Origin of the sequence: Roseovarius confluentis (genome assembly GCF_002917925.1) — a bacterium.
Taxonomy (GTDB): domain Bacteria; phylum Pseudomonadota; class Alphaproteobacteria; order Rhodobacterales; family Rhodobacteraceae; genus Roseovarius; species Roseovarius confluentis.
In genome coordinates, this window is sequence record NZ_PPFE01000001.1 from 564,914 (window position 1) to 586,626 (window position 21,713).

The following is a 21,713-nucleotide window of genomic DNA, read 5'->3' on the forward strand; positions in this document are numbered from 1 at the left end:
TTGGGAGAGGTTGAAAGGGACGGACTCAATCTTGCGCAGACGATTATTGATCAAGCTGAACCACATCCTGGAAAAACACTTTCCGGAACGCCGCGTTTTCCTGCGGTCCGACACAGACACCCGCTTCATCCGGCTGCGGCCCGCGACACAGCTTATCGCCTTCACCGGCGCCTCGGCCATCGTGGCTTGGGCGATCATCGCCACCGCCGTTTTGGTGATGGACTCGATCGGATCGGGCAATTTCCGCGAGCAGGCCAAGCGCGACCAGCGCACCTACGAGGCCCGGCTGAACGCGCTGGAAGACGAACGCGACAAGCGCGCCGACGAGGCGCTGGCGGCCCAGAACCGCTTCAACTCGGCGCTGGAACAGATTTCGGTGATGCAGACCGAACTCCTGACCTCCGAAACCCGCCGGCGCGAGCTTGAGACCGGGATCGAGGTGATCCAGTCGACCCTGCGCCGCACCATGAAAGACCGCGACAGCGCCCGCAACGAGGCCGCACAGCTTGCCGAAGCAATCGACAATTCCGGCGACACGCCCCTGCCCGGCCAGTCGGGCAGCGCGGACGAGGACCCGATGGTAGAGTTCCTGTCGTCCCAGCTTGCCGCCACCGCGCAAGAGCGCGACCAGGTCACCGCCGACGCGCAGGATGCGCTGTTGCGGGCCGACGAGATGGCGACCCAGATCCAGCTGATGCAGGATCAGAACGACCAGATTTTCCGCCAGCTGGAAGAGGCTATGACGATTTCGGTCGAGCCGCTGGACAAGATGTTCACCGCCGCCGGCATGAACCCCGATCGGCTCCTGGACACCGTGCGCTCGGGATATTCCGGCCAGGGCGGCCCGCTGATGCCGCTCAACTTCTCGACCCGGGGCGAAGACCCTTCGGCTGATACCCGCCGCGCCAACGGCATCCTTCAGGGCATGGACAAGCTGAACCTGTATCGCATCGCCGCCCAGAAGGCGCCCTTCGCGATGCCGGTCAGGTCGTCCTTCCGCTTCACGTCTGGCTTCGGCATGCGCTGGGGCCGGATGCATTCCGGCACCGATTTCGCCGCGCCGCATGGTACGCCGATCTTTTCCACCGCCGATGGCGTGGTCGTTCACGCCGGCTGGCAGTCGGGATATGGCCGCCTTGTGAAGATCCAGCACGAGTTCGGAATCGAGACGCGCTACGCCCACATGTCCAAGCTGCACGTGCGGAAGGGCCAAAGGGTCTCGCGCGGGGATCGAATTGGTGATATGGGGAGCACTGGACGTTCCACCGGCACCCATCTACACTACGAGGTCCGTGTCGGCGGCAAGGCCGTCAACCCCATGATCTACATCAAGGCTGCAAGAGATGTTTTCTAAGAGCAAAATCAACGACCCCGCGCCAAAGCCGGATTCTGCGGCCAAACCCGCCGCGCCGGCCGAACCGCGCAAGGACACCACCGAGAAACCCAGCAGTGGCGAGTTCAAGGCCGCGGCCCCCAAAGCCAAGCCTCCCGCCTCGGTCCTGTCGCCCGATCTTCACGTCACCGGAAACCTCAAGACCACCGGCGACGTTCAAGTCGAAGGCACTGTCGAGGGCGACATTCGCGCCCACCTGCTGACCATCGGCGAAAGCGCCACGATCAAGGGCGAAATCATCGCCGATGACGTCGTGATCAATGGCCGCATCGTCGGCCGTGTGCGTGGCCTGAAAGTGCGCCTGACCTCGACCGCCCGCGTCGAAGGCGACATCATCCACAAAACCATCGCCATCGAATCCGGCGCCCATTTCGAGGGTTCGGTGCAACGCCAGGACGACCCGCTCAACGCCGGCGGAAAGAAACAAGCCGCCCCGGCCCAGCAAGCGGCCTCGCCGGCGCCTGCCCCCGCGAACGAACCGGCCAAGAGCTGATCGCGATGCGCACCCAATAGAAAGGCGCCCGGGGGCATCCCGCGGCGCCTTTTTCATTGGCCACTCAATGTCTGCTACGCGGACGAAGCGGATATCTGATTGATCCTTGCCTCTAATGAAATGAAAGTTCTTCCGCCCTTAGAACCGTTTCATTACAAAGTGGCATGGTACCCCTGATCTTGAGTTGATATAGGTGCCTGACAGTTTCGCGCCGTCTTCCACGACCATACCATTGTAAACCGCAATGAAGGTCGCGTCCGCACGCTCCATGAACTCAAACTTTCCATCCAATGCTTTCCCTGCGATTATCTCGCTCGAGCGTCCCTTCGCCCCAAAGCTTATCCCAACCGAAAACCCCTGAAGTGCCCCGCCAGGGTATTGGCGTATGTGGTAGATGTAGCGACCGGACCAAGCAGGGCAACTTATCGCATGGTACCACTTCCCTGAAATCCGATTATTCGATGCGATGCTTTGGCCCGTCGGAGTTTTGAATGTGGCGTACATTGCGCCGTCTTGAGAGACGTGCTGTTCTCTTGCCTGATCTCGTTCTGATCGCTTTCCAAAACTATCAGCTTGCTGCGCAAGCATGGCCACGAAGAAAGCAAGAACGAATTTTGTTTTCCGCATTCATACCATCCTTGGACCAGTTCATATCACAAACGAAGACTGTAGACGACGAAACTGGCCGTGTAGGGGGTAGAAACGGGCTCGCACCCGACTTCGCCGCGCCCGCCACGCATCACCCACTGCTGCAATTCCGAAATTTCTAAAGCGTTTCGCCTTTCGCTGATGGATCAGGGTAAAGGCGAAAGGCTTTAGGTATTGCTTGACACTTAGCCCCCGATCCCCCATCTGTCGCTCATCGCTGCGATTGCGCGTGAGCCGGGTGAACCGCCCGAACCAGCAACCAGCCTGATTTTCCAGTTCCCCCATCACGCAGGGTTTCTGATGCGGCGCCAGATGGCGCGGGATCCGCCCGCTCCTTCTTAAAGTGTCCGCGCAACCCTTGCGCCCGCGCATCCCGTGCGGGCCATGTCTCTTGGTCACCGGCACGACGCCGCGTGGCCCGCAAAGGATACGACTTGTACGATTTCGACATGCTGGGCCTCGCGCCCGAACTCAACACCGCCCTGAAGACCGCCGGCCTGACAGAGCCGACGCCCATCCAGAACAAGGCCATTCCCCTGGCCCTCGAAGGCCACGACGTCATGGGCCTCGCCCAGACCGGCACCGGCAAGACGCTGGCGTTCGGCCTGCCGCTCATCCAGCACCTGCTCGATGCGCCCGGCAAACCGGCCGAGAAGACCGTCAAGGCCCTCATCCTCGCCCCGACGCGCGAGCTGGTGAACCAGATCGCCGAGTCGCTGCGCGGTCTCACGAAAGGCACCAAGCTGCGCGTCGTCACCGTCGTCGGCGGTCAGTCCATCGGCAAGCAGATCAGCCTTCTGTCGCGCGGCACCGACATCCTCGTCGCCACGCCGGGCCGCCTTATCGACCTGATGGAGCGCCGCGCGCTCGACCTGTCCACCGCGCGTCACCTCGTGCTGGACGAGGCCGACCAGATGCTCGACATGGGCTTCATCCACGCCCTGCGCAAGATCGCGCCGCATCTCGGCAGCCCGCGCCAGACCATGCTGTTCTCGGCCACCATGCCCAAGCAGATGGAGGAGATCTCCGCCGCCTACCTGACCAACCCCCGCCGGGTGCAGGTCTCGCCCCCGGGCAAGGCCGCCGACAAGATCACCCAGTCGGTGCACCACGTGGCCAAGAACGACAAGTCCGCCAAGCTGCGTGAACTCCTGGCCGACGACCCGCATGCCCTGACCCTCGTCTTCTCGCGTACCAAGCACGGCGCGGAACGGCTGATGAAGGGGCTGGTGTCCGACGGCTTCAACGCCGCCTCGATCCACGGCAACAAGAGCCAGGGCCAGCGCGACCGCGCGCTCAAGGCCTTCCGCGACGGCACCACCAACATCCTCGTGGCGACCGACGTGGCCGCACGCGGCATCGACATTCCGGGCGTCGCCTACGTGGTCAACTACGACCTGCCCGAAGTGGCCGACAATTACGTCCACCGCATCGGCCGCACAGCGCGGGCGGGCCGCGAAGGCGAGGCCATTTCGCTCTGCGCGCCCGAAGAAGCGGACCTGTTGCGCGACATCGAGAAGGTGATGAAGATCACCGTTCCCGTCGCCAGCGGCACAGCGCCTGCTTTCGAGCCGGGCCGCGGCCCAAAGAAACGCGGCAACGGGTCCAACCGTCGTCGTGGCGGCAAGCCCGCCCAGGGTGGCGGCCAAGGTCAGGCCCCCTCTTCGGCGCAAAAACCCCGCCGCCAGCGCCGCCGCAACCGCGCGGCGGCGTAAGTCAAATGATGGGCCGGGCCACTGCCCGGCCTATCTCATTCCGTGTTTTCGGCGTCTGGTCTGTCAGAACCCGTCACGTCAGCGCTTCACAATTTGACTGCATCGCGCAGATAAGGCAGCCGGTTGCGCGCCGTCACCACACGCTCCGGGTCGACATTGGCGGCAATCACGGTCTCCTCGGCCCCGGCCACGGCTTCCTCCACGCCGTCCGGCGCAACGATCCGGCTGCCGCCGAGGTAGCGCGCGCCGCCCTCCTCGCCCGCGTGGTTGGCATAGGCCAGCCACAGCCCGTTCTCGAAGGCCCGCGTCGGCACCAGTTTCTCGGCCACCACGCCCCATTGATCGACCAGCGCCGTCGGCACCAGCGCCAGTTCGGCGCCGTGCTGCGCCGCCTTGCGCAGGCTTTCGGGCAGTTCGACCTCGTAGCAGATGATGATCGCGATCCGCATTCCGCCGTGATCGACCAGCGTGAGGCTGTCCCCGTTGGCAAATGTCTCTTCCTCGAAACTGCCCGGCGACGGCAACCGCTTGCGGTGGTTGGCCAGCGCCGCGCCATCGGCACCGACCAGCCGCGCGGCGTTGTAGATGACACCATCCGCCACTTCCGGATAGCCATAACACACGGCCGTCTCGTGCCGCTTCGCCATCTCTGCCACATCCTGAAAGAACGGACCCGTCGCAGGTTCGGCCAGCGCGGCGTGATCGGCCCCCATGTAGCCCGACAGGAACAGCTCCGGACAGACCATCAGGTCGACCTCGCGCTCCGCCAGCCGCAACTCCAGCGCGCGCAGCCGCGCACTTGTCGACAGACCGCCCGCATCGCATTGATAAATCCCAAGACGCATGTGCCCCTCCCCGGTATCGTCCGGCAAAGCCAACACGCAGATCGGTTTCAGGTCAATCTTTTAGAAGAACGCCCTAGGCTTCCAGCTCGGCATCCCAGTAAAGGAAGTCGATCCAGCTTTCGTGCAGGTGGTTGGGCGGGAACTTGCGACCGAGGTTGCGCAGCTGTTCCGCCGCCGGTGCGCGCGGCGGCTTGCGCAGGTTCAGCCCCGAGCGCCGCAGGCTTCTGGAGCCCTTGCGCAGGTTGCAGGGCGAACACGCCGCCACGACGTTTTCCCAGGACGTGATCCCGCCCTTGGCGCGCGGCACCACGTGGTCGAATGTCAGATCCCCCTTCGCTCCGCAGTACTGACACTGGAATTCGTCCCGCAGAAACAAATTAAAGCGCGTGAAGGCCACGCGCTTTTGAGGTTTGACATAATCTTTGAGAACGATGACCGAGGGTATCCTGATCTCGGTCGAGGGACTTCGCACCGTGTCTTCGTACTCGGCCACGATATCCACCCGGTCAAGGAACACGGCCTTCACCGCGTCCTGCCAGGGCCACAGCGACAAGGGGTAATAGGACAGCGGGCGATAGTCGGCATTCAGAACCAGTGCCGGATGATGTTTCAGCGCCGAGGGCGCCCTTACGAATTCCGTCCTGAAGTCTGCGTCCATGGCCTAACTTACCCCCGCTCGTATCGCCTCATGCTGTGGTACGGGGCGTGACAGCCACCCCTTGATTGAGTTCACTATATATCGTGTTACGCCTCTGGCAAGTGCTGGATTTGGCGGTACATCTTGCGATTTGGGTAGCGCGATTCCGTGACGGGGATGTGACACTTATCCACAAGGGTACGATAAGCCAAGGAACTGTGTAGGCCCTGCCAACAGCCCGAACGCATTCAGCCGGGTTGGCAGGGCATCAACACAGCCCCCGCGCGGCGCGTAGGGTATGTGCCGAGGATGTTTCGCCCCTGCCTGTTAGGCCGCGGCCTTGCGGCACAGACAACTTGCGCGAATTGGAATATCCGCTCGTGCGACCGCTTGGTCCAGCAGCAGCTTCACATGCGACACTTCCACCATCTCACCTCGGCGGTGCAGGCATTCGTGAAGCCCGTGCAACGCCCAGACATTGCGCGGGTGCTGGCTCGGACGCGGCAATTGTCCATCAAGCCCCAGATCGGCCCGATAAATCGCCTCGGCCTCCTCGAGTTTGCCCGCTTCCATCAGAAGCGCGCCCAGCGCGTGCCGCGTCGGCTGTGGCCACGACCACGGCTCTTCATATTCCAGTCCATCATCCAGCGCGACCGCACGGCGCAGGTGCTCCAGCCCCTCTTCCCGCCGACCGGATTTGAATGCAACCTCGCCCTGCATCATCGCCTCGCCCACGGCCAGCACATCGCGCGCGGTGTTGTTGAAAAGCATCCGCGTGTCCGGCACCAGCGCATAGGCCGCCGTGAAGTCCGCCATCGTTTGCTCGGCCTCCGCATGTCGACCCAGATTGGCCAGGGCCACTGCCTTGGCGTAGTAAATCAGCGCGTTCGTGGTCACGTATAGCTCTGTATCCTCGGGCTGCTCCAGCTCCAGGATCTCTTCCCACATTCCGAAACGGATATAGACATGCGGGGCGGCGGCCACGAAGGTCTCGAAAATATCAGGGTATGACCTGACCACCTCGTCCGGCACCTCGCCACGCAGGCGCGCCGCCGCACTCACCGCTGCCGCCTTCTGGCCCAGGAACATCGCGCCGTAGGCGGCAAAATGCAGGTTGTGGATGCGGTACAGCGCGTAGAAATTCGCCGCCCCCGCATAGTCCTTGAACCGCTCGTCCACCTCTGCCGCGGCAAGGTTGCGCGTCAGCACGTTCTGGTAGTCGCCGCATAGCACGTCGATATGGGTGCCCATATGCACGAGGTGCCCCGCATCGGGCACGAGATCGGTCAGCCGGTCCCCATGGCGCAGCGCCTTTTCGGGATGCGGCGACATCTCCATCAGGTGAATGTACATGTGCAATAGGCCCGGATGGTCCCACGCGCCGGGCGTCTCGGCAAAGGCGCGCTCCAGCACCGCCATCGCCTCGACGGTCGAGCCCTCGGGGTTGGGCACGCCGCTCTGGAAATCCCAAAGCTGCCAGGGCGTGCGGTTCATCAGCGCTTCCGCGAAGAAGCACGCCACATCGAGGTCGTCTTTGTGCGCATCGTAGACCGGGCGCATCGCCTCGGCGAACCCGTCGTTGAACGGCTGGTAATCCTCAATCTCAGGGTCGGTCGGATAGCGCGACGCCAGCGCCTCTAGCAGCGCACGTTCCAGCGGCCTTGCATCCCTTAGCGCCAACCCCGCCTTCAGCGCGGCGTGGGCGCGCTCCAGCGCGGGCGCCTTTTCCTCGGGCGTGAAGACCTCCCAAGCCTTATTGTAGTTGGGCCCGATGCAATAGGCGATGCCCCAATGCGCCAGCGCGCACTCCGGGTCCGCCTCGATCGCCTTCTCAAAGCAGACAATGGCTTCCTCGTGGTTATAGGCAAACAACCAGACAAGGCCACGATCAAACCAGGTCTGGGCAACGGGAACCGATGTCACGGGGCGCGAATAGGCGCCTAAATCAAAATAATCCGACATGATGAGTCTCCCAATTGAAGACCCGAGATTATCACAACTTCGGAACATCTCCGTGTCGCACATCTCTTGCGTGAGCAGTTGCGGTCGAACGCACGAAACGCCTGTTCTCGAACGGCGGCGTCTTACCAACATGGCACGCCGAAAAAAGCCCGACCAGCCAATGGCAGGTCGGGCTGCTATGGCATTGCGCCAGATCTAAAAGGCGCTCAGGCCGCCTCGACCGCCCGGCGGGTCATCACCGCGACCAGATGCGCGCGATAGGCACCCGAGCCGTGCAGGTCCGAAATCATCCCGTCCGCCGGCACCGACAGCCCGTCCAGCGCGGAGGCCGAGAAGTTGCCGTTCAGCGCCTCCTCTGCCTCTGTCCAGCGGAACACGCCTTCTTCCGACGCGCCGGTGACGGCCACGCGCACGCCATCGGCGAACTTCGCCACGAAGACACCCACCAGCGCAAAGCGCGACGCGGGTTGTTCGAACTTCTGATAGTTGGCTTTCTCCGGCACCGGGAACTTGACCTCGGTGATGATCTCGCCCTCGTTCAGCGCGGTCGCGAACATGCCGTCGAAGAAATCATCGGCCGCGATCTCGCGCTCGTTGGTCACCACCGTCGCGCCCGAGGCCAGCACCGCCGCCGGATAGCACGCCGACGGGTCGTTGTTGGCGAGGCTCCCGCCGATCGTGCCGCGATTGCGCACCGCCGGGTCGCCGATATTCTCGGCCATCCAGACCAACGCCGGATACGCGCCCGATCCCGCCGCAACCTCGCCGTGGGTCGTGCCCCCGCCGATGCAGATGCGGCCGTCATCATCGGTGCAGACACCCTTGATCTCGTCGATCCCGCTCAGGCAGACCAGCACCTCGGGCGCGGCCAGCCGTTGCTTCAGCGTGGGAATCAGGGTCTGCCCGCCCCCCAGCGCCTGGTTCTCGTCGCTCTGCTTCAGCAGGGCGACCGCATCTGCCACGGTGCTCGGGCGTTCGATTTCGAATGCGTACATTGTCTCTCTCCTTACCCTTGCATCGCCTGCCAGACGCGCGAGGGCGTCAGCGGCATGTCGATATGCGTCACGTCATGACCCGCGCGTTGCAGCGCATCCACCACGGCATTGACCACCGAAGGCGGGCTGCCGATCGCCCCGGCCTCGCCACAGCCCTTCACACCCAGCGGGTTGTGCGTGCAGGGCGTCTGGCAGGAATGGTCGACATCGTAGAACGGCACGTCATCGGCGCGCGGCATTGCGTAATCCATGTAGGACGCGCTCAGCAGCTGGCCGTCGGCATCGTAGGAGGTCTGCTCCAGCAACGCCTGCCCGATCCCCTGCGCCAGCCCGCCATGCACTTGCCCCGAAACGATCATCGGGTTGATAACATTGCCGAAATCGTCGGCGGCGGCAAAGCTCTCGATGGTGACCTTGCCGGTCTCGGGGTCGACCTCCACCTCGCAGGCATAGGCGCCCGACGGATAGGTAAAGTTCGCCGGGTCGTAGAACGCGGTCTCCTCCAGGCCCGGCTCGATCTCTTCCAGCGGGTAATTGTGCGGCACGTAAGCCGCCAGCGTCACGTCACCCCAGGCCACGGATTTGTCCGTGCCCGCGACGCTGAACTGGCCGTCCTTCAGCTCGATATCGGCCTCCGAGGCCTCCATCAGGTGCGCCGCGATCTTGCGGGCCTTGGCGATGATCTTTTCCGTCGCCTTGACCATGGCACTGCCGCCCACGGCGATGGACCGCGAGCCGTAGGTGCCCATGCCCATCGGCGTATTCGCGGTGTCGCCATGTTCGATCTCGATCATCGACTCGTCGATCCCGATCATGTCCGCGACAACTTGGGCGAACGAGGTTTCATGCCCCTGCCCATGGCTGTGGCTGCCGGTCATGACGGTGATCCCGCCGGTGGCGTTCACCCGCACGGTGGCCGATTCATAGAGACCCGCACGCGCGCCCAACTGCCCCACCAGGTTCGACGGCGCGATGCCGCAGGCCTCGATATAGCAGTTCACGCCAAGCCCGCGCAGCTTGCCCTTGGCCTTGCTGTCCGCCAGCCGCTTGTCAAAGCCGGACATGTCGATCATTTCCAGCAGCTTGTCCATGCAGGCGTTGTAATCGCCAGTGTCATATTCCACGGCCACAGGCGTCGCATAGGGGAACTCGGTGACAAAGTTCTGCCGCCGCAACTCGATCGGGTCCACGCCCAGCTCCCGCGCCGCCTTGTCGATGACACGCTCCAGCTGATAGGTCGCCTCGGGCCGTCCGGCCCCGCGATAGGCATCGACAGGCACGGTGTTGGTAAAGACCGCCTTCACGTTCACATAGATATTGGGCGTCTTGTAGTTGCCCGCCATCAGCGTGCCGTGCAGCCAAGTCGGGATCGACGGCGCGAAGGTCGACAAATACGCCCCCATGTTGGCATAGGTTTCCGTGCGCACGGCTGTAAAGTTGTTGTCGGCGTCCAGTGCCAGTTCGATCTTGGTCACGTGGTCCCGGCCATGGGCGTCACTGATGAACGCCTCGGATCGCGAGCAGGTCCACTTCACCGGCCGGTTCAGCTTCTTCGCGGCGAAGGTGCAGAAGGCTTCCTCGGCATAGTGATAAATCTTCGAGCCGAAGCCGCCGCCCACATCGGGCGCCACGACCCGCAGCTTGTGCTCGGGAATGCCCAGCACGAAGGCGCCCATCAGCAGGCGGATCACGTGCGGGTTCTGCGACGTGGTGTAAAGCGTGCTGTCATCGGTGCCACGGCTGTAATCGCCCACCGCCACGCGCGGCTCCATCGCGTTCGGGACCAGCCGGTTGTTCACCAGCTCCAGCGTCGTGACATGCGCGGCGTTCTTGATCGCCTCGTCCACCGCGCCCTTGTTCTCCTCGACGAAGCCCCAGTCGTAGCACAGGTTGCTCGTCAGATCGTCATGCACCTTGGTGGCGCCATCCTTCAGCGCATCCTTCATGTCCATGACGGTCGGCAAATCACTGATGTCCACCTCGATCGCCTCGGCCGCGTCCCGCGCCTGTTCGCGCGTCTCGGCCACCACGGCGGCAATGGGGTCGCCCACATGGCGCACCTTGCCTTGTGCCAGCACCGGATGCGGCGGCTCCTGCATGGGCTCGCCATGCCGGTCCGTCACCTGCCAGCCGCAGGGAATGCCCCCCACCTCGGCGAAATCCGCGCCGGTGAAGACCTTGAGCACCCCGGGCATGCCCTCGGCGGCGCTGGTGTCCACGTTGTCCAGCGTGCCATGCGCCACGTCCGAGCGCAGGAAATGCACATAGGCCTGTCCGCGCAGGTTGATGTCGTCGGTATAATTTCCGGCCCCCGTCAGGAACCGTACGTCCTCGCGCCGCTTGGAACTGGCGCCGATGCCACCATCTTTGGGCATGTGTTAGTCCTCCCTGAAAACGGTGCGTGCACGCACGCACCCTACGCCTTACTCGGCCGCGATATTGCTGACGTCTTGTCCCGACGCCGCCAGGATCGCCTTGACGATGTTGTGATACCCGGTGCAGCGGCAGATATTGCCCTTGAGGTACTCGCGCACCTCCGCCTCGGTCGGGCTCGGGTTGTCCTTCAGCATCGCCTCCGCCGACATCACCATGCCCGGCGTGCAGAATCCGCATTGCAGCCCGTGGAATTCCTGGAACGCCTTCTGGACCGGGGTCATGGTGCCGTCCTCCGCGGCCATCCCCTCGATCGTGGTCACTTCCGTCCCCTCGGCCTCGGCCGCGAACATCGAGCAGGCCTTCACGGCCTTGCCGTCCACATGCACCACGCAGGCGCCGCACTGGCTTGTGTCACAGCCCACATGCGTGCCGGTCAGGCCCAGCGTATCACGGATAAAATCGACAAGTAGCGTGCGTCCTTCCACCTCGCCGGACGCAGGCTTGCCGTTCACGGTCATCTTGACCTGTGCCATCGGCTCCTCCCATTGGCTTTTCTAATTGGCTGGGTCCGAGTTAAACACGCCGCCCCAGACTTGAGAAGGCACTTTCTGTCGCGCCACCCCCCTGCCTTCGTCTTACTTGCGCGCTCGCGGATCGGCTCGGGCGGCAGAAGACGCCGCCCTATCGTTCACCCAAATGGTTGACTAATATCCCGCACGATGTTATTCACCCATATGGATGAACAAGACTCACAGCAACGACTGACCGACATCCTCAAGGCCGCAGGCGACCCCACCCGCCGCGCCATCCTGACGCTTCTGGCGCAGCATGGACCGCTTCGGGTGACCGACATCGCCGCACGGTTCGACATAAGCCTCAATTCCGTCTCCAAGCACATCAAGGTGCTCGAAGGCGCGGGGCTGGTCACGCGCCGCACCGAATGGCGCGAGCACATGATCGAATTGCGGGTCGAGGAACTTGCCCATGTCGACCGCTGGTTCCGTGACTTGCGTTCGATCTGGGCCCTCCGGCTGGAGGCGCTCGACCATCTGCTCACACAGGAGACCGACCCATGACTGCCACCGAAAATGACCTCACCCTCACCGTCGAACGCGTGATCGACGCCACGCCCGAGCGCCTTTTCGATGCCTGGCTCGACCCCGACACCATGAAACGCTTCATCTGCCCCGGCGAGACCGTGGTGCCCCGCGCGTCCTCGGACGCGGTCGAGGGCGGACGGTTCGAGATCATCATGCGCAACGGCGACAAGGACCTGCCCCACACCGGCACCTACAAGGAAATTGACCGGCCCAACCGGCTGTTCTTCACCTGGGAAAGCCACGCGTCACGCGATGACAGCGAGGTCACCATCACCTTCACCCCCGGTCCGGGCGGCACGCGCGTGCAACTGACCCAGGTCCGCTTCGTCAGCGAAGAGCAGCGCGAAGGCCATCGCTGGGGCTGGACCGGCATCCTCGAAAAGCTGTCGCAACTGGACGGCTGAACCCGGGCGCCGGGCGGGCCCTGCCCCTGCCCGGCGTCCCTACCCGGCCTGTTTCCGCTGGCGCGGCTGCGGACGCGTCGGGATTTCCTTCAGCAGGCCGCCGACGCCCATCGCCGCGAAATCCGCCGCACCGATCGGCACCCCGCAGGCGACCCGCGCCAGCACCCAGTCCGCCCCGTGCAGAACCGGCGAGCGCGCGCTGTTGGGCAACCCGATCACGGGTCTCGCGCCCAGCCGCCCTGTGAACAGCAGGTTCCCCGGGTCGACCGGGATGCCGAACCGTTCCACCGTACCGCCCGCGCGCCGCAACGCCTCGGGTCCGGTGTCGCGCGGATCCGATGTTGCCGACCCGGTCAGGATCAGCACCACCTCCCCCGTCGCCGACGACATTGCCTCGGCCAGAGCAGGCGCCTCATGCGGGCAACTCAGCGTCTGTTTCAGGCGCATTCCAAGGGCCGCAAGCCGCGTGCGGATCGCCTCCACCCCGCGCAGGCCGGGACCGTCCGCCGTGTCACTCACGATCAGGCTGGCGCTCTCGTATTGCGGAGGGTGCAGCCGGATCGCGCCCCGCCCGGCCTCCGCCGCCCTGCCCAACGCCTCTGCCGCCACGCCGTAAGAGATGATCTTGACCGTCGCCACCATGCCTCCCGGATGCGCCTGGAACCACGGCGCAACCGTGGCCAGCGTCACCATCGCATCGACCATGTTGGCCGCCGCGACCTTTGCCGCGTCCACCTCGACCACGCCGGGCCCGTCGGCCACCAGGTTCACCCGCCCCGTGAACGCCCGGCTCAGGGACAGGCCCGGCGCGCCGTCCCGCACCGCCGCGGCCAGCCGCGCGGCGGCGTCGTCCTCGTGCAGGTCGCCCGGCTCCAGTACGGCGGCGATCACCTCGGTAAAACCCGCCGCGCGCAAACGTGCGATATCCGCTTCGGTCAGAACCTGCCCCTTGCGCAGGCGACCGTCCGGCAAATGCTCGCTATGCGCCAGGATCGCGCCCGCCGCCTCCGCCAGCGCGACCGGTCCGAACTTCATCCGCCTTTCCTGAGCACGCGGGTCACTTCCGCCAGGATCGCCACGGCAATCTCGGACGGTCCCGCCGCGCCGATATCCAGCCCCACCGGCCCGTGAATGCGCGCGATCTGGTCAGGCCCGAAGCCTTTCTCCTCCAACCGCGCCACCCGCTTGGCATGGGTCCGGGTCGAGCCCAGCGCGCCAATATAGAAAACATCCGACGCCAACGCCGCTTCCAGCGCCGGATCGTCAAGCTTGGGATCGTGGGTCAGCAGCACCAAGGCCGTCCGGCTGTCCAGCCCGTAGGCGGCCACCGCCTCGTCTGGCCAGTCGTGCAGGATCACCTCGCCCGGGAACCGCGCCTCGCTGCCGAAACTTTCGCGCGGGTCGATCAGCAGCGGGTCGTATCCCGCCACCCGCGCCATCGGCACCAGCGCCTGGGCGATATGCACGGCGCCGACGATGATCATCCGCAACGGCGGATTGTGGATCGCCACGAAGGTCGTCCCATCCTCCTCGAACCCCGATCGGTCGGCGCGAAAGCGGTCTGCGTACCCCTCGCGCACCAGCCTGCGCTCGGCCTCCATGCCGGTGATATAAGCCACCGGCACCCGCGCCTCGCGCGCCAGCACCAGGTCCTTCAGAAGTTCCACCGGCATCACCGTGCCCACCGGCTCTACCAGGACCCGGATCGTGCCGCCACAGGCCAGCCCCACGGCAAAGGCGTCGCCGTCGCTGACCCCGTATTCCAGCATCACGGGCGTGCCGTCCTCGATGGCATCCAGCGCTTCGGCCACCACCGCGCCCTCGACACAGCCGCCCGAGACCGATCCCTCGATCTCGCCTGCGCCGGAAATCGCCAACTGGCTTCCCACGCGCCGGGGCGCACTGCCCCAGGTTTCCACCACGGTGGCCAGCGCCGCGCCTTTGCCGGCCTCGTGCCAGGCCAGTGCTGTCTCGGGGATCGTGTCGAACCGGTCGGTCATGGCCCCAATATGGGCCGGGTGCCCCGCTTTCACAAACGCAATTTCGGCTGCGGTCAACGCCCAGGAGTCTTCGTACGAAGAATCCTGGGCCTGCACCTCCCGCAACGAAAAAGCCCCCCGCCAACCGGCGAGGGGCCACTCCGTTTGATCAGTGCAAACGTCAGCTGTCGTTCAGCAGTCCGGTGATATTGCGGACCGCGGCGCGGCGGTTCTCGCGGATGTCACCGGCCTGGCGGATTTTCAGGTCCGCTTCGCCATACCCCTGCACGATCATGTTCGCCGGGGGCACGTCGAAATACTCGGTCAGGGCCAGCGCCACCGATTCCGCGCGGCGGTCGGACAGCGCCAGGTTGTTGCTGGCCGGACCGACCGTGTCGGTGTGACCTTCGATCAGGAACACCTGGCGCGGGTCTTCGGCGATGGCGTCGCGCATGGCGTTGCCCAGCACCGAAAGGTCCCTGGCCTCTTCGGGGCGGATCACCGCGCTGCCGGTCTCGAAGTTGACCGTATCAAGTGCGATCACCGGCACCTGGTGGCGCACCGCATCCACGAACCGCACCTGGTTCAGCGAATAGCGGCGTGTCGCAGGCGCGTCCCGGGTGGCCAGGATGGCCGTACGCAGCTCGTCTTCCGACGCGTTGGTGTAGTCGTACTCCTGTGCACGGGTGTCGGCCAATTGCTGCACGTTCACCGCCTCGACCTGGCGCGTATCGTCAAACAGCACCACCTGGTCCCCGTTGGGATAAACCTGCGTCCGGCGCAGCACACGGCCATCTGCGGAGCGGATGGTGATGGTCTGCGTGCCGTCCTGTGCCGTCACGGTGTTGCGGGTCGAGCCGTCGTCGAAAGTCTGCACGCGCACATCGCTACCTGGACGGCGCAGAAGCGCGTCGTCGTCCTTGATGATGCGATACCGACCGTTGTTTTCCACCACGACGCGGTCACCGCTGTTCGAGACCACGGTGCCGCCATCGTCGGTCACCTGCCCGATCGCATAGGCACCAAGCCCGATCGCCGCGGCGGCGGTCAGGATATCGCGCAGGTTCTCGTCGCGGTCATCGCTGGTCCGCGGCGTTCCGGCGGCCGGGGCCGTCTCGGTGTTGGTCGCGTTTTGCGCATCGCCGCCAACGGTCGTCTCGAATTCCTCGTCGGACGAGCGCGTGTTCTCCTCGGTAAGCGTCACCTCTTCGCTACTGACGGCCTCGGCATCGTCGTTGGCAGCAGCGGCGGCTGCGGCCTGCTCCTCGACCTGGGCGGCGGCTTCGGCCTGTGCCTGGGCCTGCGCTTCCGGGTCTTCATCGATCTGCGGTTCAGGCAAATCGGTCGTGGCCTGTTCCGTCGGCTGTTCGTCTGTCGCGGAATCGGTTGCTTCGCCGGTCTGCTGGGCGTTGGGTTCAGCCTCACCCTCGGCCTGTTCGGCTTCGAGCGCCTGCTGCAGCTCATCTTCTTCGGTCTGGGCCGTGTCGGCCGGCGCATCGCTCTCGGCCTGTTCGGTCTCCGCGGTCGCGGGGGCGTCCTGCGATTCCGCCTCAGCCTCTTCCGCCTCAAGCGCCTGCTGCAGCTCATCTTCTTCGGTCTGGGCCGTGTCGGCAGGCGCATCGCTCTCGGCCTGTTCGGTCTCTGCACTCGCGGGGGCGTCCTGCGTCTCGGCCTCAACTTCGGCCTGAGCGTTCGCATCCGTCTCGGCCTGATCGGCCTCGAGCGCCTGCTCCAGTTCCTCTGTCTCTTCGGTGGCAGTGTCCGACGCAGCGGGCGCCTCGGTCTGGCTTTCGGCCTCAGCCGCGGCGGCGGCCTCTTCGTCCTGTTGCTGCTGCGCAGCCTCGGCTTGTGCCGCCTCTTCTTCCGCAGCCTGTGCTTGCGCCTCGGCAGCTGCCTGTGCCTCGGCAGCCTGCGCTTCGGCCTCGGCAGCGGCCTGTTCTTCGGCGGCCTCGGCAGCAGCCTGCTCCTCAGCGCCTTGCGCTTCTGCCTCGGCGGCGGCCTGGGCTTCCGCCTCGGCCTGGGCTTCGGCTTCAGCTGCCTGCTGCTCTGCGGCTTGCTGTTCGGCAGCTTGGGCCGCGGCTTCGGCTTCTGCGGCGGCCTGGGCTTCGGCTTCTGCATTGACGTTCGGTTGGACTTCCTCGACATCCGCCTGCGCGGTTTGCATCGTTTCTTCGGCCTGCTCCGATGCGGCGTCCATCTCCGATCCCGCAGCCGCTCCGATTGGAGACAAGTCTGCCACGACTTCGTTGATCTGTGCGTCGCTGCACGCCTCCGTGCCCTGAGAGCCACTGGCTTCGATCGCCCCGCAGAGGGCCAGCGTCTGGCGATCAACTTCGTTTTCGACCACGACGTCGAGGCCCGGCACGGTGCAGGGCAACTCGGAGCTTCCCGAACAAGTGGGCAAGTCGCCTGCGGCGGTCTGAGCCGCAAGCGGAAGCGGCGCGGTCTGGCCGATCGCAAGCGCGATGGCGGCGGTGGTGGATGTCAGCGTCAGTCGGCGCATATCTCTTCTCTCCCTAGATACGGATACCGCGAACTCGTGCGGCGTCACGGCCCAACGCCCGGCATGCCAGAGTGTTCCGATAAGGAGGGTGCAGCATCGGCGGAACCCCGCCGGTTCGCAGGAGTCAGAGAAGCGCCATCAACCGTGCCTTCTCGCCGCTATCGTGCGGCGCACTGATCGCAGCCGCCAGATCTTCCAGCGTCGCGATGGAATGACCGGCCCGAAACGCGTCCACATGGGGCAGCATGGCCCGGATGCCGGTGGCGCGCGGGGCGAACCCGTCCCAGCGCAACAGCGGGTTCAGCCAGATCAGGCGTCGCGACGACAGGTGCAGACGTTGCATCTCGCGGCCCAGGTCAAAGCTGTCGTCACGGTCCAGCCCGTCGGTGATCAGCAGGACGACCGCCCCCTGCCCGGTCACCCGCCGCGACCAGTCGCGGTTGAACGCGTGCAGGCAGGCCGCGATCCGCGTGCCACCCTCCCAGTCCTGCGCCTCGGCCCCGGCCGCGGCCAGCGCGGCGTCCACGTCACGCGACGCCAAATGGCGCGTGATGTTGGTCAACCGTGTGCCGAAGGTGAAGGCATGCACCGCCGCCCAGCCCGCGCCTTTCTCGTTCGCCACGGCATGAAGGAAATGCAGAACCATCCGGCTGTACTGGCTCATCGAGCCGGAAATATCGCACAGCACCACCAGGTTGGGCCAGCGCGGACGCGGCTTTTGCACGTGGATGCGCCGCATCTCGCCCCCCTTCCGCATGGCCGCGCGCAGGGTCTTGCGCGCGTCGATCCGCGTGCCGGTCGTGGCAGGTATCCCCCGGCGCGACGCGAAGGGTTTCACCGGCAGGCTCAGCCTGGCCAGCATCCGCTTGGCCTGGGCGATTTCGGCGGTGCTCATCTGTTCGAAGTCCAGGGTCCGCAGCCGTTCCTCGCGGCTCATGGTCAGGGACGCGTCGATATCGATCTGCGTTTCCTCGTCGGCCTCTTGGCTTTCCGCCTCGGGCATCTCGGGCTCTATACCGTCCAAGAGCGCCTCGGCCGCGCGCTTCTCGGCCGCCTGCGCGCTGCGGTCCTCCTGCACGCCGCGGATGGCGGGCAGCATCATCGCCATCATGTGCTCCATGTAGCGCGGGTCGCGCCAGTAAAGGCGGAAGACCTGGGCAAAGACCGCCCGGTGCTCGGGGCGCGACACGAAACAGGCGCGCAGCGTGTAGAAGAAATCGGATCGCGAGGTGAACCCCGCCGCTTCGACCGCGCGAATGGCGTCGATCACCCGCCCCGGCCCCACCGGCACCCCGGCCTTGCGCAGCGCGCGGGCAAAATGGGTGATGTTGTGGCCGAGCTTGGGATGCTCCGGCAGGTCGAGGTCGGGGTATTCCATCAACCGTCCCGGTTGGGGGCCAGCCCCCAAACACTCGTCAAATTGGGGGCCAGCCCCCAAACCCCCGGGATATTTCCGGCCAGAGGAAGACTCATGCCGGCTCCAACCCTGCCTTGGCCTCGTCGAGGATACGCTTGGCCTCGGACCCCTGCATTTTCTGGATGTCGTCCTGGTATTTCAGAATCGCGCCCAGCGTGTCGGCGATCACCTCGGGGCTCAGCGACATCACGTCCAGCGCCAGCAGGCACTTCGCCCAGTCGATCGTCTCGGCCACGCCGGGTTTCTTGAACAGGTCTTCCGTGCGCAGTTTCTGGACAAACGCCACCACCTCGCGGCTCAGCATTTCCGCCGCCTCAGGGGCGCGGGCCTGCAAAATCTCGATCTCGCGATCGAAACTGGGATAGTCGACCCAATGATAGAGACAGCGCCGCTTCAGCGCATCATGTACCTCGCGCGTGCGGTTCGAGGTCAGCACCACGATGGGCGGCTCGGGCGCGCGGATCGTGCCCAGTTCCGGAATCGTCACCTGGAAATCGCTCAGCGCCTCCAGCAGGAACGCCTCGAAAGGCGCGTCGGTGCGGTCGAGTTCGTCGATCAGCAGCACCGGCGCCCCGCCCTCCTGCGGGCGCATCGCCTGCAAAAGAGGGCGTTCGATCAGGAAATCCTCGGTGAACAACTCGTCTGTCAGCCGCTCGCGGTCCACGCCGCCACTGGCCTCGGCGGCGCGAATGGCAATCATCTGCTCGGCGAAATTCCACTCGTAGACAGCACTCGACGCATCCAGCCCCTCGTAGCACTGCAGCCGGATCAGCCTGCGCCCCAGCCCCGCCGCCAGCGCCTTGGCGATCTCGGTCTTGCCGACGCCCGCCTCGCCTTCCAGGAACAGTGGCCGGCCCAGGCGCAGCCCCAGGAAAACAACCGTCGCAAGGCTGCGCCCGCAGACATAATCCTGCCCGGCCAGCATCGCCTCCACGTCGTCGATGGATGTCAGTTCACTCATGCACGGCCTCCCTTGCCCATGCAGAACTGCACGGCATCCGCGCGTCGTCAAGACCCAGCCCCCCGGGCGCGGCACGCCGCCGCCCCGCACAAACCCCATTAATTTTCCAAAGTTTTGCCCTTATTGCCCCCTAGCATACATTCCAATAACCCGTGCCAAGCGGGGAAACTCCGAGCTTCGAGGTCCGAGCATGAGCGCAGATTATCCCAAGGCGCTGGATACATCCCTGTCCGGGCTGGACTGGGAAGACTGGCTGGACAAGCTGGACGACGCCGCCGATGCCGACGGCTATGTCGAGCGCCTGGGTGATGCCCATGCCGCCATCTTCATCGAGCACACGCCGACGCTACTGGTCACCTTCGAGGCCTTCCCCGCCCTGCGCGTGACGTCACCCGAGGCCCAGCCGCTGGGGTGGCAACTGGGCCGCGCGCTTGGCTGGTCGCACCTCTGCCTGGCCAGCCAGACCGACAGCTGGTTCCGCGAGGGCCGCGTCTTCGGCTTTTTCGACCGGCTGATCGACGACGGCTTCTTCGAAGAGTTCGACCAGGTGATCTTCTACGGGGCCGGCCCTGCCGGCTATGCCGCCGCCGCGTTTTCCGTGGCGGCCCCCGGCGCCCGCGTGCTGGCGATTCAGCCCCAGGCCACGCTCGACCCACGCATGAGCGAGTGGGACGAACGGTTCCGCCGTAGCCGCAAGCTCGATTTCACGTCCCGTTACGGCTATGCACCCGACATGCTGGACGCCGCTGACCGCGCCGTGATCCTCTACGACCCCGACATCGAGGAAGACGCGATGCATGCGGCCCTCTTCGCCCGCAGCAACGTCAGCCGCTACCGGATGCGGTACATGGGGCCGCGCCTCGATCGCGGTCTGATGCGCATGAACATCCTCCTGCGCTTCATCGCCCAACTCAGCGCCGGCAAGCTCGACACCGCCAGCCTCGCCCGGCTCTACCGGGCGCGGCGCACGGATGTCCCCTATCTCAAGGCGCTGGTGACCCGGCTCGAAGATGACGGCCGTCACTACCTGACCGCCCGCCTGGCCCAGCACGTAATGCGCACCACGCCCGGGCCGCGCTTCCGACGCGCTGTCCGCGCCGCCTACGACAAAGCCGAGGAACAGGGCATGCCGATGCCGCCGCGCGAAATCGACTGATCCACCGTCTGAGCCACTGGCGCAGCCGCGCGGGCTGTTGTAAGCCCTCGGGCCATGAGCCGGACCCTGACCATCCCCCGCCCCGACGACTGGCACCTGCACCTGCGCGACGGCGCGGTGCTGCGGGCCGTTCTGCCCGAGACGGCACGCCATTTCGGGCGCGCCATCATCATGCCCAACCTCGTGCCGCCCGTGGTCACCGGGGCCGACGCCGCCGCCTACCGCGACCGGATCATGAATGCGCTGCCCGCCGGCATGGATTTCACGCCGCTGATGACCCTCTACCTGACCGAGGAAACCGATCCCGAGGACGTTGCCGCCGCCCACGCCTCGGGCCTTGTGACGTCGGTCAAGCTCTACCCGGCCGGTGCCACCACCAACTCCGCTTCCGGCGTGCGCGATTTCGACCGCGTGCGCCCGGTGCTGGAAAAGATGGCCGAGATCGGCATGCCACTCTGCGTACATGGCGAGGTGACCGACGCCGACATCGACATCTTCGACCGCGAGGCGGTGTTCATCGACCGCGTGCTCGATCCGCTCCGCCGCGCCACGCCCGGCCTGCGCATCGTCATGGAACACATCACCACGCAGCAAGGCGTGGACTACGTCAAATCGAACGCCGAAAACCTCGGCGCCACCATCACCACGCATCACCTCGTGATCAACCGCAACCACATCCTCGTGGGCGGCATCAAACCGCATTATTACTGCCTGCCCGTCGCCAAGCGCGAGGAACACCGCCTCGCCCTGCGCGCCGCCGCCACCTCGGGCGACACTCGCTTCTTCCTTGGAACCGACAGCGCCCCGCACACCGACCCGAACAAGGAATCGGCCTGCGGCTGCGCGGGCTGCTTCACCGCCACCAACACGCTCTCGATCCTCGCCGAGGTGTTCGAACAGGAAGGCGCGCTGGATCGCCTCGCCGGTTTTACATCCGAACACGGCCCCGCCTTCTACGGCCTGCCCGTCAGCACCGACACGATCACGCTGACCAAGGGCGACCCTGCCGCCTATCCGCCCAAGATCGACACCGGAGACGGCCCCGTCACCCTGTTCGATGCGCAAATGCCGCTGCATTGGCGCGTCATCTGATCCTTCCTCTGGCCCCAAATAACCCCGCCGGAGGCTC

19 protein-coding genes are annotated in these 21,713 nt (G+C 65.3%); 7 read left to right on the plus strand and 12 right to left on the minus strand.

Translation table 11 applies throughout. The features are described from left to right. The first annotated feature begins 31 nt into the window (after window positions 1–31). Entirely contained in the window at window positions 32–1,354 is a 1,323-nt protein-coding gene (locus C2I35_RS02695) for a M23 family metallopeptidase (RefSeq protein WP_211286101.1), read from the plus strand. Then, window positions 1,344–1,886, plus strand: coding sequence for a bactofilin family protein (locus C2I35_RS02700; protein WP_103761463.1), 543 nt, complete (start codon window positions 1,344–1,346; stop codon window positions 1,884–1,886). Before C2I35_RS02695 ends, C2I35_RS02700 begins: the two co-directional genes overlap by 11 nt. A gap of 138 nt (window positions 1,887–2,024) precedes the next feature. Here C2I35_RS02700 and C2I35_RS02705 read toward each other — a convergent pair whose 3' ends face one another. Beyond that, window positions 2,025–2,513, minus strand: a complete 489-nt coding sequence (locus tag C2I35_RS02705; RefSeq protein WP_103761464.1) for a hypothetical protein — start codon at window positions 2,511–2,513, stop codon at window positions 2,025–2,027. A gap of 455 nt (window positions 2,514–2,968) precedes the next feature. On the opposite strand from C2I35_RS02705, the gene C2I35_RS02710 reads away from it, so the two are divergent. Continuing rightward, the gene (locus tag C2I35_RS02710; protein ID WP_103761878.1) at window positions 2,969–4,249 is read left to right on the plus strand and encodes a DEAD/DEAH box helicase; all 1,281 of its coding nucleotides are present in this window, start codon (window positions 2,969–2,971) and stop codon (window positions 4,247–4,249) included. Between the two features lie 86 nt (window positions 4,250–4,335). On the opposite strand, the gene C2I35_RS02715 is transcribed toward C2I35_RS02710, so the two are convergent. From C2I35_RS02715 to C2I35_RS02740, 6 genes are all read right to left on the minus strand, one after another. After that, window positions 4,336–5,094, minus strand: a complete 759-nt coding sequence (locus tag C2I35_RS02715) for a nitrilase-related carbon-nitrogen hydrolase (protein WP_103761465.1) — start codon at window positions 5,092–5,094, stop codon at window positions 4,336–4,338. Between the two features lie 73 nt (window positions 5,095–5,167). Continuing rightward, entirely contained in the window at window positions 5,168–5,752 is a 585-nt protein-coding gene (locus C2I35_RS02720; RefSeq protein ID WP_103761466.1) for an HNH endonuclease, read from the minus strand. A gap of 306 nt (window positions 5,753–6,058) precedes the next feature. After that, window positions 6,059–7,693, minus strand: coding sequence for a tetratricopeptide repeat protein (locus C2I35_RS02725; RefSeq protein WP_103761467.1), 1,635 nt, complete (start codon window positions 7,691–7,693; stop codon window positions 6,059–6,061). A 206-nt stretch (window positions 7,694–7,899) separates the two neighbouring features. Then, on the minus strand, window positions 7,900–8,688 hold the full coding sequence (locus tag C2I35_RS02730) for an FAD binding domain-containing protein (RefSeq protein WP_103761468.1): 789 nt from the start codon (window positions 8,686–8,688) through the stop codon (window positions 7,900–7,902). Between the two features lie 11 nt (window positions 8,689–8,699). Next, window positions 8,700–11,063 carry a xanthine dehydrogenase family protein molybdopterin-binding subunit gene (locus C2I35_RS02735; protein ID WP_103761469.1) on the minus strand — a complete coding sequence of 788 codons (2,364 nt, stop codon included), beginning with the start codon at window positions 11,061–11,063 and terminating at the stop codon, window positions 8,700–8,702. Between the two features lie 48 nt (window positions 11,064–11,111). Then, a complete protein-coding gene (locus tag C2I35_RS02740; RefSeq protein WP_103761470.1) occupies window positions 11,112–11,597 on the minus strand; it encodes a (2Fe-2S)-binding protein in 486 nt (161 codons plus the stop codon). Window positions 11,598–11,798: 201 nt separating this feature from the next. Between C2I35_RS02740 and C2I35_RS02745 the strand changes: the two genes are divergently transcribed. Together C2I35_RS02745 and C2I35_RS02750 are read left to right on the plus strand one after the other, a co-directional pair. Further along, the gene (locus tag C2I35_RS02745; protein WP_103761471.1) at window positions 11,799–12,140 is read left to right on the plus strand and encodes an ArsR/SmtB family transcription factor; all 342 of its coding nucleotides are present in this window, start codon (window positions 11,799–11,801) and stop codon (window positions 12,138–12,140) included. Then, window positions 12,137–12,568 (plus strand): SRPBCC family protein, encoded by a 432-nt coding sequence (locus tag C2I35_RS02750; protein ID WP_103761472.1) that lies wholly within the window; start codon window positions 12,137–12,139, stop codon window positions 12,566–12,568. The genes C2I35_RS02745 and C2I35_RS02750 overlap by 4 nt, the downstream gene beginning before the upstream one ends. Window positions 12,569–12,607: 39 nt before the next feature. Here C2I35_RS02750 and C2I35_RS02755 read toward each other — a convergent pair whose 3' ends face one another. The 5 genes from C2I35_RS02755 to C2I35_RS02775 form a co-directional block, all read right to left on the minus strand. After that, entirely contained in the window at window positions 12,608–13,603 is a 996-nt protein-coding gene (locus C2I35_RS02755; protein WP_103761473.1) for a molybdopterin-binding protein, read from the minus strand. After that, window positions 13,600–14,568, minus strand: coding sequence for an XdhC family protein (locus C2I35_RS02760; protein ID WP_103761879.1), 969 nt, complete (start codon window positions 14,566–14,568; stop codon window positions 13,600–13,602). Before C2I35_RS02760 ends, C2I35_RS02755 begins: the two co-directional genes overlap by 4 nt. Window positions 14,569–14,728: 160 nt before the next feature. After that, complete coding sequence (locus C2I35_RS02765; protein WP_103761474.1) at window positions 14,729–17,050, minus strand: OmpA family protein; 2,322 nt, start codon at window positions 17,048–17,050, stop codon at window positions 14,729–14,731. A gap of 124 nt (window positions 17,051–17,174) precedes the next feature. Further along, window positions 17,175–18,428 carry a vWA domain-containing protein gene (locus C2I35_RS02770; RefSeq protein WP_425442869.1) on the minus strand — a complete coding sequence of 418 codons (1,254 nt, stop codon included), beginning with the start codon at window positions 18,426–18,428 and terminating at the stop codon, window positions 17,175–17,177. Between the two features lie 91 nt (window positions 18,429–18,519). Beyond that, window positions 18,520–19,428: an AAA family ATPase gene (locus C2I35_RS02775; protein WP_103761476.1), complete on the minus strand. Its 909-nt coding sequence runs from the start codon at window positions 19,426–19,428 to the stop codon at window positions 18,520–18,522. A gap of 190 nt (window positions 19,429–19,618) precedes the next feature. On the opposite strand from C2I35_RS02775, the gene C2I35_RS02780 reads away from it, so the two are divergent. Then, window positions 19,619–20,584: a phosphoadenosine phosphosulfate reductase gene (locus tag C2I35_RS02780; RefSeq protein ID WP_103761477.1), complete on the plus strand. Its 966-nt coding sequence runs from the start codon at window positions 19,619–19,621 to the stop codon at window positions 20,582–20,584. 54 nt (window positions 20,585–20,638) lie between these two features. Continuing rightward, entirely contained in the window at window positions 20,639–21,676 is a 1,038-nt protein-coding gene (gene pyrC / locus C2I35_RS02785; protein ID WP_103761478.1) for a dihydroorotase, read from the plus strand. The last annotated feature ends 37 nt before the right edge of the window (window positions 21,677–21,713 follow it).

Excerpts from the sequence above, each read along its gene's own strand:
- C2I35_RS02700 (WP_103761463.1), top strand. The coding sequence starts at position 1,344 with ATGTTTTCTAAGAGCAAAATCAACGACCCCGCGCCAAAGCCGGATTCT.
- C2I35_RS02705 (WP_103761464.1), bottom strand. The coding sequence starts at position 2,513 with ATGCGGAAAACAAAATTCGTTCTTGCTTTCTTCGTGGCCATGCTTGCG.
- C2I35_RS02715 (WP_103761465.1), bottom strand. The coding sequence starts at position 5,094 with ATGCGTCTTGGGATTTATCAATGCGATGCGGGCGGTCTGTCGACAAGT.
- C2I35_RS02720 (WP_103761466.1), bottom strand. The coding sequence starts at position 5,752 with ATGGACGCAGACTTCAGGACGGAATTCGTAAGGGCGCCCTCGGCGCTG.
- C2I35_RS02725 (WP_103761467.1), bottom strand. The coding sequence starts at position 7,693 with ATGTCGGATTATTTTGATTTAGGCGCCTATTCGCGCCCCGTGACATCG.
- C2I35_RS02730 (WP_103761468.1), bottom strand. The coding sequence starts at position 8,688 with ATGTACGCATTCGAAATCGAACGCCCGAGCACCGTGGCAGATGCGGTC.
- C2I35_RS02735 (WP_103761469.1), bottom strand. The coding sequence starts at position 11,063 with ATGCCCAAAGATGGTGGCATCGGCGCCAGTTCCAAGCGGCGCGAGGAC.
- C2I35_RS02740 (WP_103761470.1), bottom strand. The coding sequence starts at position 11,597 with ATGGCACAGGTCAAGATGACCGTGAACGGCAAGCCTGCGTCCGGCGAG.
- C2I35_RS02745 (WP_103761471.1), top strand. The coding sequence starts at position 11,799 with ATGGATGAACAAGACTCACAGCAACGACTGACCGACATCCTCAAGGCC.
- C2I35_RS02750 (WP_103761472.1), top strand. The coding sequence starts at position 12,137 with ATGACTGCCACCGAAAATGACCTCACCCTCACCGTCGAACGCGTGATC.
- C2I35_RS02755 (WP_103761473.1), bottom strand. The coding sequence starts at position 13,603 with ATGAAGTTCGGACCGGTCGCGCTGGCGGAGGCGGCGGGCGCGATCCTG.
- C2I35_RS02760 (WP_103761879.1), bottom strand. The coding sequence starts at position 14,568 with ATGACCGACCGGTTCGACACGATCCCCGAGACAGCACTGGCCTGGCAC.
- C2I35_RS02765 (WP_103761474.1), bottom strand. The coding sequence starts at position 17,050 with ATGCGCCGACTGACGCTGACATCCACCACCGCCGCCATCGCGCTTGCG.
- C2I35_RS02770 (WP_425442869.1), bottom strand. The coding sequence starts at position 18,428 with ATGGAATACCCCGACCTCGACCTGCCGGAGCATCCCAAGCTCGGCCAC.
- C2I35_RS02775 (WP_103761476.1), bottom strand. The coding sequence starts at position 19,428 with ATGAGTGAACTGACATCCATCGACGACGTGGAGGCGATGCTGGCCGGG.
- C2I35_RS02780 (WP_103761477.1), top strand. The coding sequence starts at position 19,619 with ATGAGCGCAGATTATCCCAAGGCGCTGGATACATCCCTGTCCGGGCTG.
- pyrC (WP_103761478.1), top strand. The coding sequence starts at position 20,639 with ATGAGCCGGACCCTGACCATCCCCCGCCCCGACGACTGGCACCTGCAC.